This window comes from Herbaspirillum sp. B65 (assembly GCF_000333555.1).
In the GTDB taxonomy this organism is placed as follows: domain Bacteria; phylum Pseudomonadota; class Gammaproteobacteria; order Burkholderiales; family Burkholderiaceae_D; genus Herbaspirillum; species Herbaspirillum rubrisubalbicans.
In genome coordinates this window covers 1-14724 of record NZ_BADI01001157.1, presented here as the reverse complement: position 1 = coordinate 14724, position 14724 = coordinate 1, and the positions used below count along the sequence as shown (strand labels likewise).

Annotated in this window: 14 protein-coding genes and 4 pseudogenes; 8 read left to right on the top strand and 10 right to left on the bottom strand. The window is 62.0% G+C overall.

Annotated features, from left to right (window positions below; translation table 11 throughout):
- Window positions 1-167 precede the first annotated feature (167 nt).
- The 6 genes and pseudogenes from I5W_RS27835 (at window position 168) to I5W_RS27815 (ending at window position 4858) form a co-directional block, all read left to right on the top strand.
- Entirely contained in the window at window positions 168-554 is a 387-nt protein-coding gene (locus I5W_RS27835) for a DUF350 domain-containing protein (RefSeq protein ID WP_044531695.1), read from the top strand.
- A gap of 30 nt (window positions 555-584) precedes the next feature.
- Window positions 585-1617 (top strand): annotated as a pseudogene (locus I5W_RS27830) (SPFH domain-containing protein).
- 97 nt (window positions 1618-1714) lie between these two features.
- Window positions 1715-3178 carry a DUF4178 domain-containing protein gene (locus I5W_RS27825; protein ID WP_044531694.1) on the top strand — a complete coding sequence of 488 codons (1464 nt, stop codon included), beginning with the start codon at window positions 1715-1717 and terminating at the stop codon, window positions 3176-3178.
- On the top strand, window positions 3175-3336 hold the full coding sequence (locus I5W_RS32295) for a hypothetical protein (protein WP_159106164.1): 162 nt from the start codon (window positions 3175-3177) through the stop codon (window positions 3334-3336). Before I5W_RS27825 ends, I5W_RS32295 begins: the two co-directional genes overlap by 4 nt.
- Window positions 3333-3734: an adenosylmethionine decarboxylase gene (gene speD, locus I5W_RS27820; RefSeq protein ID WP_044531693.1), complete on the top strand. Its 402-nt coding sequence runs from the start codon at window positions 3333-3335 to the stop codon at window positions 3732-3734. Before I5W_RS32295 ends, speD begins: the two co-directional genes overlap by 4 nt.
- 122 nt (window positions 3735-3856) lie before the next feature.
- A complete protein-coding gene (locus I5W_RS27815; protein ID WP_252717257.1) occupies window positions 3857-4858 on the top strand; it encodes a hypothetical protein in 1002 nt (333 codons plus the stop codon).
- 11 nt (window positions 4859-4869) lie between these two features.
- Here the strand turns inward: I5W_RS27815 and I5W_RS27810 are convergent, their stop codons facing one another.
- A complete protein-coding gene (locus I5W_RS27810) occupies window positions 4870-5778 on the bottom strand; it encodes a LysR family transcriptional regulator (protein ID WP_017451736.1) in 909 nt (302 codons plus the stop codon).
- Between the two features lie 250 nt (window positions 5779-6028).
- On the opposite strand from I5W_RS27810, the gene aceB reads away from it, so the two are divergent.
- Window positions 6029-7615: a malate synthase A gene (aceB, locus tag I5W_RS27805; RefSeq protein ID WP_044531692.1), complete on the top strand. Its 1587-nt coding sequence runs from the start codon at window positions 6029-6031 to the stop codon at window positions 7613-7615.
- A gap of 149 nt (window positions 7616-7764) precedes the next feature.
- On the opposite strand, the gene I5W_RS27800 is transcribed toward aceB, so the two are convergent.
- From I5W_RS27800 to ispD, 3 genes are all read right to left on the bottom strand, one after another.
- Entirely contained in the window at window positions 7765-7971 is a 207-nt protein-coding gene (locus I5W_RS27800) for a cold-shock protein (RefSeq protein ID WP_006464465.1), read from the bottom strand.
- 313 nt (window positions 7972-8284) lie between these two features.
- Complete coding sequence (ispF, locus tag I5W_RS27795) at window positions 8285-8782, bottom strand: 2-C-methyl-D-erythritol 2,4-cyclodiphosphate synthase (RefSeq protein WP_044531691.1); 498 nt, start codon at window positions 8780-8782, stop codon at window positions 8285-8287.
- On the bottom strand, window positions 8779-9543 hold the full coding sequence (ispD, locus tag I5W_RS27790; RefSeq protein WP_044531690.1) for a 2-C-methyl-D-erythritol 4-phosphate cytidylyltransferase: 765 nt from the start codon (window positions 9541-9543) through the stop codon (window positions 8779-8781). The genes ispF and ispD overlap by 4 nt, the downstream gene beginning before the upstream one ends.
- A gap of 192 nt (window positions 9544-9735) precedes the next feature.
- On the opposite strand from ispD, the pseudogene I5W_RS29185 reads away from it, so the two are divergent.
- Window positions 9736-10137: pseudogene (locus I5W_RS29185) on the top strand (transcription-repair coupling factor); the annotation flags it as partial.
- 262 nt (window positions 10138-10399) lie between these two features.
- Here the strand turns inward: I5W_RS29185 and I5W_RS33925 are convergent.
- The 6 genes and pseudogenes from I5W_RS33925 to I5W_RS27760 all read right to left on the bottom strand — a co-directional run.
- Window positions 10400-10567 (bottom strand): annotated as a pseudogene (locus tag I5W_RS33925) (helix-turn-helix domain-containing protein); the annotation flags it as partial.
- Window positions 10568-10687: 120 nt separating this feature from the next.
- Entirely contained in the window at window positions 10688-11464 is a 777-nt protein-coding gene (locus tag I5W_RS27780) for an enoyl-CoA hydratase-related protein (protein ID WP_017450441.1), read from the bottom strand.
- Window positions 11465-11486: 22 nt separating this feature from the next.
- Window positions 11487-12251: a glucose 1-dehydrogenase gene (locus I5W_RS27775; RefSeq protein ID WP_044531689.1), complete on the bottom strand. Its 765-nt coding sequence runs from the start codon at window positions 12249-12251 to the stop codon at window positions 11487-11489.
- Window positions 12252-12291: 40 nt separating this feature from the next.
- A pseudogene (locus I5W_RS27770) lies at window positions 12292-13505 on the bottom strand (CaiB/BaiF CoA transferase family protein).
- 2 nt (window positions 13506-13507) lie between these two features.
- Window positions 13508-13996, bottom strand: coding sequence for a MaoC family dehydratase (locus I5W_RS27765; protein WP_017450444.1), 489 nt, complete (start codon window positions 13994-13996; stop codon window positions 13508-13510).
- Window positions 13997-14040: 44 nt separating this feature from the next.
- A partial coding sequence (locus tag I5W_RS27760) for an acyl-CoA dehydrogenase family protein (RefSeq protein ID WP_044531688.1) occupies window positions 14041-14724 on the bottom strand: 684 nt, incomplete at its 5' end.

Genomic DNA, 14724 nt, shown 5'->3' with positions numbered 1-14724 from the left:
CTGCAGCACCGAATCGCCCAGCAGATAGCTCGACAGTGCGCCAGCAATCAATTCATAGCCAGGGCCGCAGGAGCGACCACGAAAATCGACAACACCAGGATTCTGTTGATCATGTATTTTATTTGGCTTAATATGCGGGTCTTGACTCACCACCTGCGAGATCAGAGTTGCCTGCCATCCTCAATACGTGGGTTCATCTCTGTTGGGCCGCTATTCTATTGGCGGTCTTTTTCAAGGTATACACCTGGGTCACTCCTTATGACGAAGTCTTGCTGATCCGCCAAGGCAATCGCGCCGCGGCAATGTCGCTGGGGGGTGCCATGGGGGGCTTCTCGCTGACCATTGCTTCGTCCATCCTGCATACCAACAGCTACCAGGAATTCTTCGCCTGGGCCGCAGGCGCACTGGTGGTGCAACTGCTGGCCTATCTGGTGACCACGCGCGGTCTTAGCATCTCGCGCGAGCACATCGAAACCGACAACGTCGCCTTTGGCGGCCTGATGGGCACGATCTCGCTGTGCATCGGCGCCATCAATGCCGCCTGTATTTCCTGATACCGTCATCCTTGACCCCTGGAGCGCTGCATGAATCTCGGATCCTTCATCAAGAAGCAATTCATCGATGTCCTGCAATGGAATGAAGATCAGGAAGGCGTGCTGGCCTGGCGCTATCCGATGCAGGAATTTGAAATCCAGAATGGCGCCCACCTTGACGGTGCGTCCATCGCAACTGGCCGTGTTCGTCAACGAAGGCCAGGTGGCCGATATCTTCACACCCGGCAATTACACCCTCACCACCCGCACGCTGCCGGTGCTGACCAACCTGAAGAACTGGGACAAACTGTTCGAGTCGCCGTTCAAGTCGGATGTCTATTTCTTCAGTACCCGTCTGCAGAGCGGGCGCAAGTGGGGAACCCCGCAACCGATCACGATCCGCGACAAGGATTTCGACATGATCCGGGTGCGTGCCTTCGGCATGTATTCCTATGCGCTCTCGGATCCGCGCGTGTTCTTCTCACGCATCAGCGGCACCCGCGAGGTCTATACCCGCGAGGAGTTTGAAGACCAGTTGCAGGGCATCCTGCTGTCCACGCTGGCCAATTCCCTGGGCAATGCGCAAAGCGCCTTCCTCGACCTGGCGACCAACCAGACCCTGATGGCCAACACCGTGCGCGATGCGATGGCGCTCAGTTTTGCGCAATACGGCCTGACCCTGGACCAGTTCAACATCGCCAGCTTCAATCTGCCGGATGATCTGCAAGTGGCGCTGGATGAACGCATTGCGGCTGGCATGAAGGGCGGTCTGGACGCTGCCAAGGCCGCTGGCTATGCCCGTGTGCAGGCAGCCGAGGCCATTCCGATTGCCGCCGGCAACGAAGGCGGGCTGGCTGGTATAGGCGCCGGATTGGCCACCGGGGTGTCGATGGGGCAGGTGATGGCCGATGCCTTGGGTAGCAGTCATGCGCCGGCCCAGAGCCCCGCATCGGCAGCGGCAGCGGCCTCGCCCAGCGCCGCCGAGCGGCTCGGGCAGTTGAAGCAATTGCTGGATCAAGGCTTGATCAGCGCCGCCGACTACGATGCGGCCAAGGCCGAAGTATTGAAAAAACTGGTCGGCTGAGGCGAGCCGGCCACCTGCCGGCATCGTCTTTGCACCACTTGCACCACTTGCGCCACGCAGGCGGATACGCGCCCTAGGGGGCTTCTTTCACTTACTCATGCAGACAGCAAGCTGCCCCAATTGCGGGGCGTCCACCGAATTCAAGTCGCTGGCCTCGGTCATGGCGGTGTGTGGCTATTGCCGCAGCACTGTCTACAAGGACGGCGTGGCGCTGCACGAGATCGGCAAGATCTCGCAAGTGCTGGACGATTATTCGCCCATCCAGATCGGTACCAGCGGGGTGCTCGACGGGCAGCCCTTCACCGTAGTAGGCCGCATCCAGTTGAAGTACGAGGGCGGTTTGTGGAACGAATGGGTCATGCAGGTCGGCGATGGCCAGCAGGAGTGGTGGCTCTCCGATGCCTCCGGGCTCTATACCGTGACCCGCCGTGTGCCACCGGAGCCTTCATCCCACGCATGGCCCGGCTTCGATGAGCTCAAGCCGCTCACCCGCGTGGAGATTGCCGGTGTTGCGCATAGCGTGGGCGATGTGCGCACTGCCCAGTGTACCGGTGGCCAGGGCGAGTTGCCGCTGGCGTTGCGCATGGGCTGGCAAGCCCGGGTGGTGGACTTGCACGCTGGCGACAGTTTCGTCACCCTGGACTTCTCCGATGGTCCGGCCCCGGTCCTGTATCAGGGCAAGAGCGTCACGCTGGAATCCCTCAAATGTGAATTTTTGCGCGATGACGAGACCGTGCGCGCCCGCAGTTATCGCTATCAAGGCAAACTGGGTTCGATGACCTGCCCGTCATGCGGCGCAGCTATTCGCTTCCTGCCCCGCCAGACCGAGCATCTGGTGTGCCAGTCCTGTCACAGCCAGATCGAACTGATCGGCGTTAGGGCCGAGGTGGTCGCCGCGCAGAACAAGATCAAGCAGGCTGTGTTCACGCTGGAACTGGGGGCGCGGGCGACCATTTCCGGCGCCAGGTTCGAAGTGATCGGCGCGATGCGCCGCACCGACGGCCAAGAGCAGTGGACCGAGTATCTGCTACACAACGAACGTCGCGGCTTCCTCTGGCTGGTCGAAGCCGACGACGGCTGGAGCACGGCCGTGGTGGCCCGGACTTGGCCAGATACTTTCGGCCAGGATCACGTCACGCTGGGCCGGTTACGCCTGCCCTGGCAATACGAGGTCAAGGCCAGGGTGACGTATGCGGTGGGCGCTTTCAACTGGAAGGTGTCCGTGGGCGATGTCATGCGCGTGGTCCAATACGGCAAGGGGGCCAGGACGCTGACGCTGGAGCTAACGGCAGAGGAAGCCACCTGGTCCGAAGGCAAGCCGGTCGCCCCTGACCAGCTCAAAGCCTGGCTGGGCAAGGAAGTGGGCAAGGAAGAGACCGAGCAGGCTGGCCGTGGGCCGCAAGGTGTCACCTTGACGACCCTGGCCCATGTGATGGCGCTGATCTATCTGTTCCTGAACTGCATTCCGGTTTTCGCGGGCGGTCATTATTGGAATGCGCTGATCACCCTGGGTCTCATCTATGTCACGGCACGCTTGCTCGATAGGATCAATGCCCCATGAAAGTCGTGTTCGTGCTTTACGCCTTGTTTCTCATTGCGATCTCCACGCTGTACAACTGGACTACGACTGATTTTTCCGGCACTCGCTCGTCTTCCGGCAGCAGTTGGTCGTCCACCCGTTCCGGTGGCTCGTGGGGTGGCGGTGGAGGCCACAAGTGAGCGTGACGGTTTTTCCTGCACGCGGCCAGCATCTGCTGGCGGATCTGGATGGGATTGCCCCCGAGCGCCTGAGCGATCCTCTCACCATCGAATCCCTGCTGCGCCAGGCCGCTGCCAGTGCAGGGGCGACCGTGCTGCAGGGACATTTTCATCACTTCGGTCCGCACCTGGGCGTGACCGGCGTGCTCTTGCTGGCCGAATCCCACCTTTCCATTCATACCTGGCCGGAAGCGCAGTTTGCCGCGCTCGATATCTTCCTGTGCGGGGCGCTGCAGGTGGAACATGCGCTACAGACCATCGTGGCCGGGCTGCAACCGGCGCAGGTGCATCGTCAATTGATCGAGCGCCAGGTGCGGCTCCTACCGAATCGCCTGGCAGCGAGTTGCACAGGATGCTAGGCATCACTCTGTAAGCCAGATTGAACGGGCTTTCAACAGCGATCGACAACGCCAGAATTTCGTTAGTCAGGCCATTTTCTTTGTCTTAAGATGCGCGCTTTTCTCTCTTTCCAGCGTGCATCATGTGGATTGTCACCTGCCCGTCCTGCTGCAAGTCCGTCAAATTCCATAGTCTTGCCTCGACCATGGCCGTGTGTGCTTATTGCCGCACCGTGGTCGACAGGCGCAAGCAGAATTCTCGTGGCTGCCCCAAGATGGCCGCTTTGGCAAAAGGCGCCGGTCCACGGCTGATGGGCCGTACCGGCTACTTCGAAGGCCGCGCCTTTAGCGTGGTGGGGCAACGCCAATGGCGAGCGGGGCAGCGTGTCTGGAACCAGTGGTGGTTGCTGATGCGGGACGACCTGCTGGAATGGCGCTTGCTGGAAGCCGAAGGACACTACGCCATCGTCTCCCGGGAGCAGCTTGGGCAAGCCTTGCCACGCTTCGAGCAACTCAAGCCGCGCCTGCGGTTGAAGCTGTTCGACAGAACCTGGGTGGTCAGCGGCGTGCGCGATGTCCGTTCCAGCGGTGGCGAGGGTGAATGGGCCATGCCCCAGGCTGCGCGGCAGCGTGCGCGCATGGTCGATCTGGAAGCGGGCGATGGCGTGCTGATGCTGGACTATTCGGGTGGCAATACGCCCGTTCCCTATCTGGGGAAACGGGTGGCGCTGGAGGCGCTGATCAGTCTGCCTGAACCCGCCGCAAAGCAAGCGCAAGTCCCTGCGGACGGCCCGGCAACATCCCCCTCGAGCGAAGACCTCGACTTGGGCCCGATGGGATGGGCGCATATGGTGGTCGTGTGCTATTTGGTCATGACCCTGATCTTCTTCTGCATTAGCGGTTTCGCCTGGCACATGGGCCAGACCTGGGTGTTCCTCCTGACCTTGGCCGGGGTGTATCTGCCTGCACGCTTGCTGGAGAAAATGGCTGACAAAGAGCAGGGCCACTCCATGCTGGGAGGATACGTCCTCTATGCGTTCATCGTCATGGGAGTGGCTCTGTTCTATCAGATGATTCAGGAAGAGGACGACGGCTACTCCGCGTCATCCGGCAGCACCTGGGGTGGCAGCGCGGGACACAAGTGAGCCGGCAAAGCTCAGAGACGCTGCTTCCAGTAATCCGGCTGGGCATAGGCGTGGCGCAAAAAATCTACGAAAGCCCGGATGCGTAAAGGCAAGTGGCGGCGCTGCGCAAACACCGCATAGATGGACGGCGCCGGGGCGGCAAACTTGTCCAGCACCGTCACCAGTTCGCCGGCCTCGATGGCCGCGCCGACTTCCCACATCGACCGCCAGGCCAGGCCGCGCCCGGCCAGCGCCCAGTTGTGAAGTACTTCGCCATCATTGCAGACCATGTTGCCGCCGACCTTGTAGACGCTCACCTTGCCGGATTGCTTCAAGGTCCAGCCGCGCTGGCTACCTTCGCTGCTCATGGCCAGGCAGTTGTGGCGCACCAGCTCATCGGGCGTTTGCGGCGTGCCGTGGCGGCGCAGGTAGGAGGGCGCAGCGACGATGACGCGATGATTCTCGGCCAGCTTCACGCTCACCAGGTTGGAGTCGGTCAGGGTGGCGATGCGGATGGCCACGTCGATGCCTTCGCCGATGACGTCGGCAATGCGATCGTTCAGGTTCAGCGTGAGGGTGACGTCGCGGTGCTCGGCCAGGAAGGAGGGCAGCAGCGGCGCCACGTGATGACGACCGAAGCCGGCCGGGGCCGAGATCAGCAACTGGCCGCTGGCGCGGGCGCTGCGTTCGGAGACGGCGGACTCGGCATCTTCCAGGTCAGCCAGGATGCGCTGGCAGTCTTCCAGGAAGGCTGCGCCTTCGTTGGTCAGCACGATCTTGCGCGTGGTCCGCTGCAACAGCTTCACGCCCAGCCGCTCCTCCAGGGCATCCAGCCGCCGACCGATCATGGCCGGGGCGATGCCCTCGGCGCGGGCCGCTGCGGACAGGCTGCCACGGGCCGCTACCTCGGCAAAGGTCGAAATCTGCTTGAACTGGTCCATACGGTCCCCTTCGAAAGCCCGGAATGGGCGGCAAAGCCGCGCCGGCTGTGGTTGGGCGCGATCCGGGCATTATCCGCTCACTTGTGACTAAAACGCAAAGATAAATTGATAAAAGCTTTCACTCATATCGATTTAGTTTAAATATACTGCGTACATAAAGTGTCTGATGCGATGCAAAAAGCTGCATCGTCTGAGGCACAATGATGAAAACAAGATCACCCAGTCCATTTTTCTTTTTGAGGAGTCCAGCATGACGCAATTGAAGCTGCCCACCGGCATGGAAATCTCCGGCGAGATCAAGCCGGGTTACGAGAATGTCCTGACCTTTGAAGCCCTGTCGCTGGTCGCCAAGCTCTCGCGCGCCTTCGAAGGCCGCCGCCAGGAACTGCTGGCCGCCCGCGCCGAGCGCGTCAAGCGCCTGGACGCCGGCGAGCGCCCCGACTTCCTGAAGGAAACCGAATCCATCCGCAGCGGCGACTGGAAGATCGCTCCCATCCCCGAAGCGCTGAAGTGCCGCCGCGTGGAAATCACCGGCCCGGTCGAGCGCAAGATGGTCATCAACGCCTTCAACTCGGGCGCTGACAGCTACATGACCGACTTCGAGGATTCCAACTCGCCGGTCTGGGATAACCAGATCAGCGGCCAGATCAACCTGTATGACGCCATCCGCCGCACCATTTCGCTGGAGTCCAACGGCAAGAGCTACAAGCTCAACGACAAGATCGCCACCCTGGTGGTGCGTCCGCGCGGCTGGCACCTGGATGAAAAGCACGTCACTCTGGACGGCAAGCGCATCTCCGGCGGCATCTTCGACTTCGCCCTGTTCCTGTTCCACAACGCCAAGGAACAGCTGGCGCGCGGCGCCGGTCCGTATTTCTATCTGCCCAAGATGGAATCGCACCTGGAAGCCCGCCTGTGGAACGACATCTTCGTGATGGCCCAGAACGAGATCGGCCTGCCGCAAGGCACCATCAAGGCCACCGTGCTGATCGAAACCATCACCGCCGCTTTCGAGATGGAAGAAATCCTGTACGAACTGCGCGAGCATAGCGCCGGCCTGAACGCCGGTCGTTGGGATTACATCTTCTCTTGCATCAAGAAGTTCAAGAACGACAAGGACTTCTGCCTGGCCGACCGCGCCAAGGTCACCATGACCGCGCCCTTCATGCGCGCCTATGCCTTGCTGCTGCTGAAGACCTGCCACAAGCGCGGTGCCCCGGCCATCGGCGGCATGAGCGCGCTGATCCCGATCAAGAACGATCCGGAAAAGAACGCCATCGCCATGCAAGGCATCATCAACGACAAGCGCCGCGACGCCACCGATGGCTACGATGGTGGCTGGGTCGCCCACCCGGGTCTGGTCGAGGCGTCCATGAAGGAATTCGTGGCCGTGCTGGGCGACAAGCCCAACCAGTTCGAGAAGCAGCGTCCGGACGTCGACGTGAAGGCCGCCGACCTGCTGAACTTCCAGCCGGAAACCCCGATCACCGAAGCCGGCCTGCGCTACAACATCAACGTCGGCATTCACTACCTGGGCGCCTGGCTGGCCGGCAATGGCTGCGTGCCCATCCACAACCTGATGGAAGATGCGGCCACCGCCGAAATCAGCCGTGCCCAGGTGTGGCAATGGATCCGCAGCGCCAAGGGTAACCTGGAAGATGGCCGCAAGGTCACTGCCGACATGGTGCGCGCGATGATTCCGGAAGAACTGGCCAAGGTGAAGCAAGTGGCAGGTGAGGGCCCCACTTATGACCGCGCGGCCAAGATCTTTGAAGAAATGTCCACTTCGGAGACCTTCGCCGAATTCCTGACGCTGCCGCTGTACGAAGAAATCTGATTCAGATCGGCTTGGGCAGAAATGAAAATCCCCGCCACTCGCAAGAGGGTGGGGATTTTTTTATTCATTTCTGCACTGTGCAGCACTGTGCAAAAGCAGCAGACGAAAAAAATCCCCGACAAGTCGGGGATTTTTTCAGCTAGAAAAGCTTAAGCAGCCGGAACGATGTTCGAAGCTTGCTTGCCCTTCGGGCCGGTGGTCACTTCGAAGGAAACGCGTTGGTTTTCCTTCAGCGACTTGAAACCATTCGATTGAATAGCCGAGAAGTGAGCGAACAGATCTTCGCCGCCTTCATCGGGGGTGATGAAACCAAAACCCTTTGCATCGTTGAACCACTTGACGGTACCAGTTGCCATTACGGACTCCTAAATTAATTGATTGGGGCTTGCGCCCCGCTCTTTATCGTTACTCGGGAGGAATGACAGCGAAGAACCGCACTACCAGCTCGAATCCTAACGACCCGACGATTATACTCATTAAATCGAGAACGCAAGCCATTTCGGTACGAAAGTCCAATTAAAGTTTTAAATGTTTTTTCCGGTGCTTTAAATTTCCATACATGCTGGAAAATGGTGCGTCCCACGGCCCGCAATCCCTTGTCTGGTGCGGGTTTTGGGCTGTCGGTAAGGGTCCTACGCAAGCCTGTCCGGCGGTTTCCTACACGCGTTTTCAGCCGTTTTGGCGGTGGATCAGCACAACCGCTTCGGTGGCAATCCCTTCTTCACGACCCAAAAAGCCCATTTTCTCGTTGGTTTTCGCCTTGATATTGACTTGCCCTTCAGAAATCCCCAGGTCGGCGGCGACGTGGGACACCATGGCCGGAATATGGGGCGCCATCTTGGGGGCTTGAGCGATGATGGTGGCGTCCACGTTGCCCACCGTATAGCCGGCTGCGGCCAGGCGCTTGGCGGCTTCGCGCAGCAGTACGCGGGAATCGGAACCCTTGAATTGCGGGTCGGTATCGGGGAAATGACGACCAATATCGCCCAGCGCGGCCGCGCCAAAGAGCGCATCGGTGATGGCGTGCAGCAGGGCGTCGGCGTCCGAATGCCCCAGCAGGCCCTTCTGGTGGGGGATGGTGACGCCACCCAGGATCAGCGGACGGCCTTCCACCAGGGCGTGACAGTCATAACCCTGGCCGATACGGAAAGGGAAGGGGTGGTTCATGCGTGTGGACCTTTCAGGAAGAATTCGGCCAGCGCGGCGTCCTGCGCCAGCGTGACCTTGAGATTGCGAGGGCTGCCTTCGACCAGGCGTGGGCGCAGGCCCAGCATTTCGATGGCGCTGGCGTCGTCGGTGATCTCGCCCAGCCGGCCTTGCTGCTGGGCCTGGTGCAGGGCGCGTTGCAGCAGCGCATAAGGGAACATCTGCGGCGTCTGCGCTGCCCACAGACCGGCCCGCGGCACCGTTTCCAGCGAGCGGGCGGGGCATTGCGCATCGCTGCGCTTGAGGGTGTCGACCACCGGCAGGGCCAGCAGGCCGCCCACCTCATCCCCCTCCAGTGCATCCAGCAGACGGTCGATCAGGGCCGCATCCAGTCCCGGACGCGCGGCATCGTGCACCAGTACCCAATCGGCATCGCCGGCCTCGGCACGCATGGCCTTCAAGCCATTGAAGACGCTGTCCTGGCGGGTTGGGCCGCCGACCCGCAAGATGCTCACCCGTGCTTGCAGCGCTGGCGTCATCAGCGTATCGATCCAGCCATCCTCGGCACTGACCACCACGAAGGTATGGGCGATGCGAGCATGGGTCGCAAACGTTTGCAGTGCGTGCTGCAGCATGGGCTGGCCGGCCAGCATCATATATTGCTTGGGGATCTGGCCCCCCATGCGGGCACCCACGCCGGCCGCGGGGATGAGCGCCAGGTGGCGCGCCGGCGAAACAGGCGGGGAAGGGGGCGGGGAGCAAGCGGATGGTGCAGCGTTCATGCCATGGAGTTGGCCGGCGCGCCCGCCAGGCGGCGGCCTGCGCGAGGGCCATCGTTTATAATGAGAGGCTGAATTCTAATGCCAATCCCTTGCAAGTGGCCGGCATTTTGCGGCAACGCAGGTGCCCGCCGCAGCTGCGGCAAGCCCACATAAGCTAGACAAGCCCAAACCAAGCCGATCCTCCCGATCCTGATGTCTTTCGATCTGAAAAAAAGCCTGCCCAAGGCAGGTGTGCGTTTCCAGCCTCCCGCCGTGCACGGTTCTGCCGATGCCTTCCTGTTGGCCCAGGCCGCGCTGGCCCTGAAGGCCGAAGGCCGCATGTTGGCCGTGGTGGTGGCCGGTGCCACCGATGCCCAGCGCTTGTTGTCCGAGATACCCTGGTTCCAGCCCAAGCAGGGCGAGCGCCTGCGCTGCCACCTGTTGCCGGACTGGGAAACGCTGCCTTACGATGCCTTCTCGCCGCACCAGGATCTGGTGTCCGAACGCTTGGCCACGCTCTATGAAGTGCAGTCCGGCCAGTGCGACCTGCTGATCGTACCGGCCACGACGGCCTTGCTGCGCATGGCGCCGCCGCAGTTCCTGGCGGCCTATACCTTAGCAGCATCAGCTCGCCGCCGTTGATACCGTGCTTGGCGGCGACTTCCTCGACTGCCCGTTCGACGAACTGGGCGGTGCGCAGGATGCGCGCCACCAGCGCGAAGGCGAGTGGATTAATACTGGGCCATGCGCGTTGATAGCTAGCCAGGTTGGCATCGATACGGTCGCCCGCTACCGGCGCACTGGTGTCGGTTACGCAGCTGGTGAGGGCTGTGTGTGCGGGCTGCGGCAGAGTGGGATAAGGAGCGAGGGCCAGCGTACAGCCCAGTGCGGAGGCGAGCGCGACCAGCGTGGACAACTGGACGTCGTGACCGGCTTCGGCCCGCGCGACCTGTGGCTGATGCAGGCCGCAGGCGCGGGCAAGGGCGCGCTGCGACCAGCCTTTGGCCTGACGGGCCTGTTTCAACTGGGCCGCAAAGGCGGCCATCGGCGCAGTCTGATCGGGCATCGGCTCGGGCATCGGCTATCTCCAGGTCTGATAACGTTAAAGATATCACTCCTGCGCGCCGGGCCCGCCGTAAGAAAGAGGCCGCCAGACGTTCCGGGTTCACTTCACGTATTTGCGGAACTCCGGTTTGCGCTTCTCGCGGAAGGCATTGCCACCTTCCTTCGATTCGTCGGTTTCGTAGTACATCGCCAGCGCCTGCATGGCAAAGGCGCCGATGCCACGGATGTTCTCACTGTCGACATTGAACGAACGTTTCGCCAGCGCGATCGCGGTCGGGCTCATCTGGTTGATGGTGTCGCACCAGGCCTTTACTTCGGCATCGAGCTGGTCGGGCGCGACGACAGCGTTGATCAGACCCATGTCCAAGGCTTGCTGGGCGGTGTAGCGCTTGCACAGGAACCAGATCTCGCGCGCCTTTTTCTCGCCGACGATGCGCGCCAGCAGCGCGGTACCGAAGCCCGGGTCGACCGAACCGACCTTGGGGCCCACCTGGCCGAACTGCGCCGTGTCCGCGGCGATCGCCAGGTCGCACAGGGTGACGAGTACATTGCCGCCGCCGATGGCGTAGCCGTTGACGCGCGCGATGACCGGTTTCGGGATGTCGCGGATGATGCTTTGCAGTTCTTCGATCGGCAGACCGACCGTGCCGCGGCCGTTGTAGCCGTCACCGGACTGGTCGCCGCCGGTGCAGAAGGCCTTGTCGCCGGTGCCGGTGAGCACGACCACGCCGATCTGCTTATTCCATCCCGCCACGCCGAAGGCATGGATCAGTTCCTCGCACGTGTTGGCACTGAAGGCGTTGTACACCTTCGGGCGGTTGATCGTGATGGTCGCCGTGCCGTTCTCCTCGGTGTAGAGGATATCCCTGTATTCCATTGTCTGCTCCTGAGTGAAAAAGTTAGCCGGCCATGGTCAGGCCGCCCGACACGCTGATGACCTGGCCGGTGATGAAGGCCGCGTCGTCGCTGCTGAGGAAGAGCACGATGCCGGCGACATCTTCCGGCTGCCCGAGACGTCCGAAGGCAACCGCTTTTCCGAGCGCCGCCTTGATCTTTTCGCCCTTTTCGCCTTGCGCCAGATTGTCGAGCAGGGGGGTGGCAGTGGGACCCGGGCAAACCACGTTGACCGGGATCTGCTGCCGCGCCATCTCGCGCGCCATGGTCTTGGAGAAGGCGATCAAGCCGCCCTTGCAGAACGAATACACCGCTTCCATCGACGAGCCGACCCGGCCGGCGTCGGACGAGATGTTCACGACGCGACCCTGGCCACGTTCGCTCATGCGCGCGAGCACCGCATGGTGCATGTTCAGCGGGCCGTACAGGTTGATGGCCACGACCTTGTCCCAGAACGCCTTGTCGGTCTGCAGGAAGAAAGCGCCCTTGTCCCATCCGGCGTTGTTGACCAGGACATCGATCGGTCCCAGTTCCTCTTCCACGCGTGCCACCGCGGCATGTACCGCCTCGTGATCGGTGATGTCGACCGCATAGGCAGACGCCCGGCCGCCTTCGGAGACGATGTTGCGTGCCACGGCGGAGGCGGCTTCATGGTCGAGGTCGAAGATCGCGACCATCGAGCCGGCGCGGCCGAAGCGCGCGCAGATCTCCCTGCCGATACCGCCGGCGCCGCCGGTGACGATGACTACTTTTTCTAACAAGCCGTTCATGTGAATCTCCTTGGAATAAGTTAAAAAGGGGCAGCCGGTGCTACGGCCTGGTTTCGGACAGGCGCGCCGCGGTGGCAGCGTCGTAGCCAACCTCGGCCAACACTTCGAGGCTGTGTTCACCCAGCGTCGGCGGTAGCAAGCGCACGTTGCCGGGTGAATCGGAAAACTGCACCGGAATCGCGGTCATGACCATCTCGCCTTCGGTCGGATGCTGGTGGCGCTGGAAAAAACCGGTGTCGCGCAGGTAGGGGTCGGACATCATCTGGTCGAGTTCACGCACCGGACCATACGGCACGTCGGCGGCGTCGAAGATCTCGCTCCACTCGGCACTCGAGCGCGTCGCGATCGCCGCTTCCAGGATGCTGTACAACTGGTCGATATTGCGCATCCGCTCGGTCATGCGGCAGAAACGCGGATCGTCGAGCAACTGCGGCTCCCCGATCGCCGTGAGCACGCGGCGCCACTGGGCGTCGTTCACCGCCAGCAGGCAGATATGGCCGTCCCGGGTGGGATAGGGGCGACGGTAGGGCGAGAACATGCGCGGGTAGCCCAGCCCACGGCCCGCCGAGCTGCCCAGCGCGCCCTCCCACAAGTGCTCGAAGAGATTGAACTGGAGCATGGTCTCTAACATCGGCACCTGCACGCACTGGCCGCGGCCGGTGCGCTCGCGGTGCAGCAGCGCCATGCTGATCGACGATGCCAGGACATAGCCGCAGAACTTGTCGACCACCACGGTCGGAAAGTAGCGCGGTGTGCCCTGGCTGTCGCGGTTGATCGCCGCCAGGCCGCTCTCGCCCTGGATCACGTCGTCGAAGGCGGGCCGGTCCTTGTACGGGCCGTTGGGGCTGTATCCTGGCGCGCAGGCATAGATGATCTTCGGGTTGCGCGCCTTGATCGCCTCGTAGCCGATGCCCAGGCGAGCGGCGGCGCTCGGACGCATACTGTGGACGAACACATCGGCCGTCTCGACCAGTTTCATCAGGGCTTCGTGGCAAGCAGGATTCTTCAGGTCGAGGACGACGCTGCGCTTGTGCGGTTCATGATCGTATAAAACACCGCCATACCCGGGTTGGCGCCGATGCCGTTCTGGCGGTTCTGGTCGCCGTTCGGCGGTTCCACCTTGATGATGTCGGCCCCCATGTCGCCGAGGATCTGGGTGGCGACCGGACCGAGCACATTGATCGTCAGATCGATGACGCGCAATCCGGCCAGCGGGCCGGTCGCCGCCGCGAGTGCCTGCTGTGGTGTACTCATGGTCAGCCCTTGTAGTGGTGACCCTTGACGAGCCGCAGCGGCGTGTACACCATCACTTCGGTGCCGTCCTGCTTGATGACGCGATTGCGGGTGCGCACCAGCGCCAGGCCGGGACGGTTCTTGCTCGGGCGGTTTTCGATCACTTCGCACTCGACGTGCAGGGTGTCCCCCACAAAGGTCGGGCCCTTGATGTCGAGTTCCATGTTGAGGAAGGCGAAACCGACGCCCTGCATGGTCGCCTGGGTCAGCAGGCCCTCCATGAAGGTGAAGACCAAAGCGCCCGGCGCCACCCGACCCTTGATCGCGGACTGCTCCTTGAGAAATTCCGTGTTGGTGAAGAGGACCTCCAACATGCCGGTGACGGACACGAAATTGACGACATCGGTCTCGGTGACCGTACGACCGACGGTCTTGAATCTGAGGCCGACCGGCAGGTCTTCCCAATGCATGCCCAGACCGACGGTCGGGATGTCTTCCTGCTGTTGTGACATGTAATTCTCCTTGCTGATTTGGCGGAAACTGTCTGGCGCGGATGCTATTTCTTCTTGATGCGTCCGAGGACGCTGTCGGCGATGATGTTGCGTTGGATCTGATTGGTGCCTTCGATGATCTGGACGACCTTGGCATCGCGGAAATAGCGGTTAATCGGATATTCGTTCGAAATGCCTGCGGCGCCGAACAGCTGGACCGCGTCGGTGGCGACCTTCATGGCCACATCGGAGGCAAACATCTTGGCCATTGCCGCTGTCGGTGCCAGGGCGCGCCCGGTCACGCCGCTGTCCACCAGCGAAGCGGCACGGTAGACCAACTGACGCGCCGCTTCGGTCTGCGCCACCATGTCGGCGATCATCCAGCGCACACCCTGGAACCCGGCGATCGTTTGGCCGAAGGCCGCACGTTCTTCGATGAACTTGACGGCGTGGTCGATGGCGCCTTGGGCGATGCCGACCGCGCGCGCAGCGACGATCGGACGGCTGGTGTTGAGCGCCTCCATCGCGACCTTGAAACCCTGTCCGCCTTCCGGCCCCAGTCGGTTGGACTCAGCAATGAAGGCATCGTCGAAGAACAGGGGGCAGGACGGCACGCCTCGCGCGCCCATCTTGTCTTCCTCGCGCCCGATCGTCAGGCCTTTCACGTCGCGCTCGACGATGAACAGGTTGATGCCGACCGGCGTGCCATCGGCGCCGACGGTCTTGGCTGCGACCAGGATGAAGTCGGC

Excerpts from the sequence above, each read along its gene's own strand:
- I5W_RS27825 (WP_044531694.1), top strand. The coding sequence starts at position 1,715 with ATGCAGACAGCAAGCTGCCCCAATTGCGGGGCGTCCACCGAATTCAAG.
- I5W_RS32295 (WP_159106164.1), top strand. The coding sequence starts at position 3,175 with ATGAAAGTCGTGTTCGTGCTTTACGCCTTGTTTCTCATTGCGATCTCC.
- I5W_RS27815 (WP_252717257.1), top strand. The coding sequence starts at position 3,857 with ATGTGGATTGTCACCTGCCCGTCCTGCTGCAAGTCCGTCAAATTCCAT.
- I5W_RS27810 (WP_017451736.1), bottom strand. The coding sequence starts at position 5,778 with ATGGACCAGTTCAAGCAGATTTCGACCTTTGCCGAGGTAGCGGCCCGT.
- aceB (WP_044531692.1), top strand. The coding sequence starts at position 6,029 with ATGACGCAATTGAAGCTGCCCACCGGCATGGAAATCTCCGGCGAGATC.
- I5W_RS27800 (WP_006464465.1), bottom strand. The coding sequence starts at position 7,971 with ATGGCAACTGGTACCGTCAAGTGGTTCAACGATGCAAAGGGTTTTGGT.
- ispF (WP_044531691.1), bottom strand. The coding sequence starts at position 8,782 with ATGAACCACCCCTTCCCTTTCCGTATCGGCCAGGGTTATGACTGTCAC.
- ispD (WP_044531690.1), bottom strand. The coding sequence starts at position 9,543 with ATGAACGCTGCACCATCCGCTTGCTCCCCGCCCCCTTCCCCGCCTGTT.
- I5W_RS27780 (WP_017450441.1), bottom strand. The coding sequence starts at position 11,464 with ATGGAATACAGGGATATCCTCTACACCGAGGAGAACGGCACGGCGACC.
- I5W_RS27775 (WP_044531689.1), bottom strand. The coding sequence starts at position 12,251 with ATGAACGGCTTGTTAGAAAAAGTAGTCATCGTCACCGGCGGCGCCGGC.
- I5W_RS27765 (WP_017450444.1), bottom strand. The coding sequence starts at position 13,996 with ATGTCACAACAGCAGGAAGACATCCCGACCGTCGGTCTGGGCATGCAT.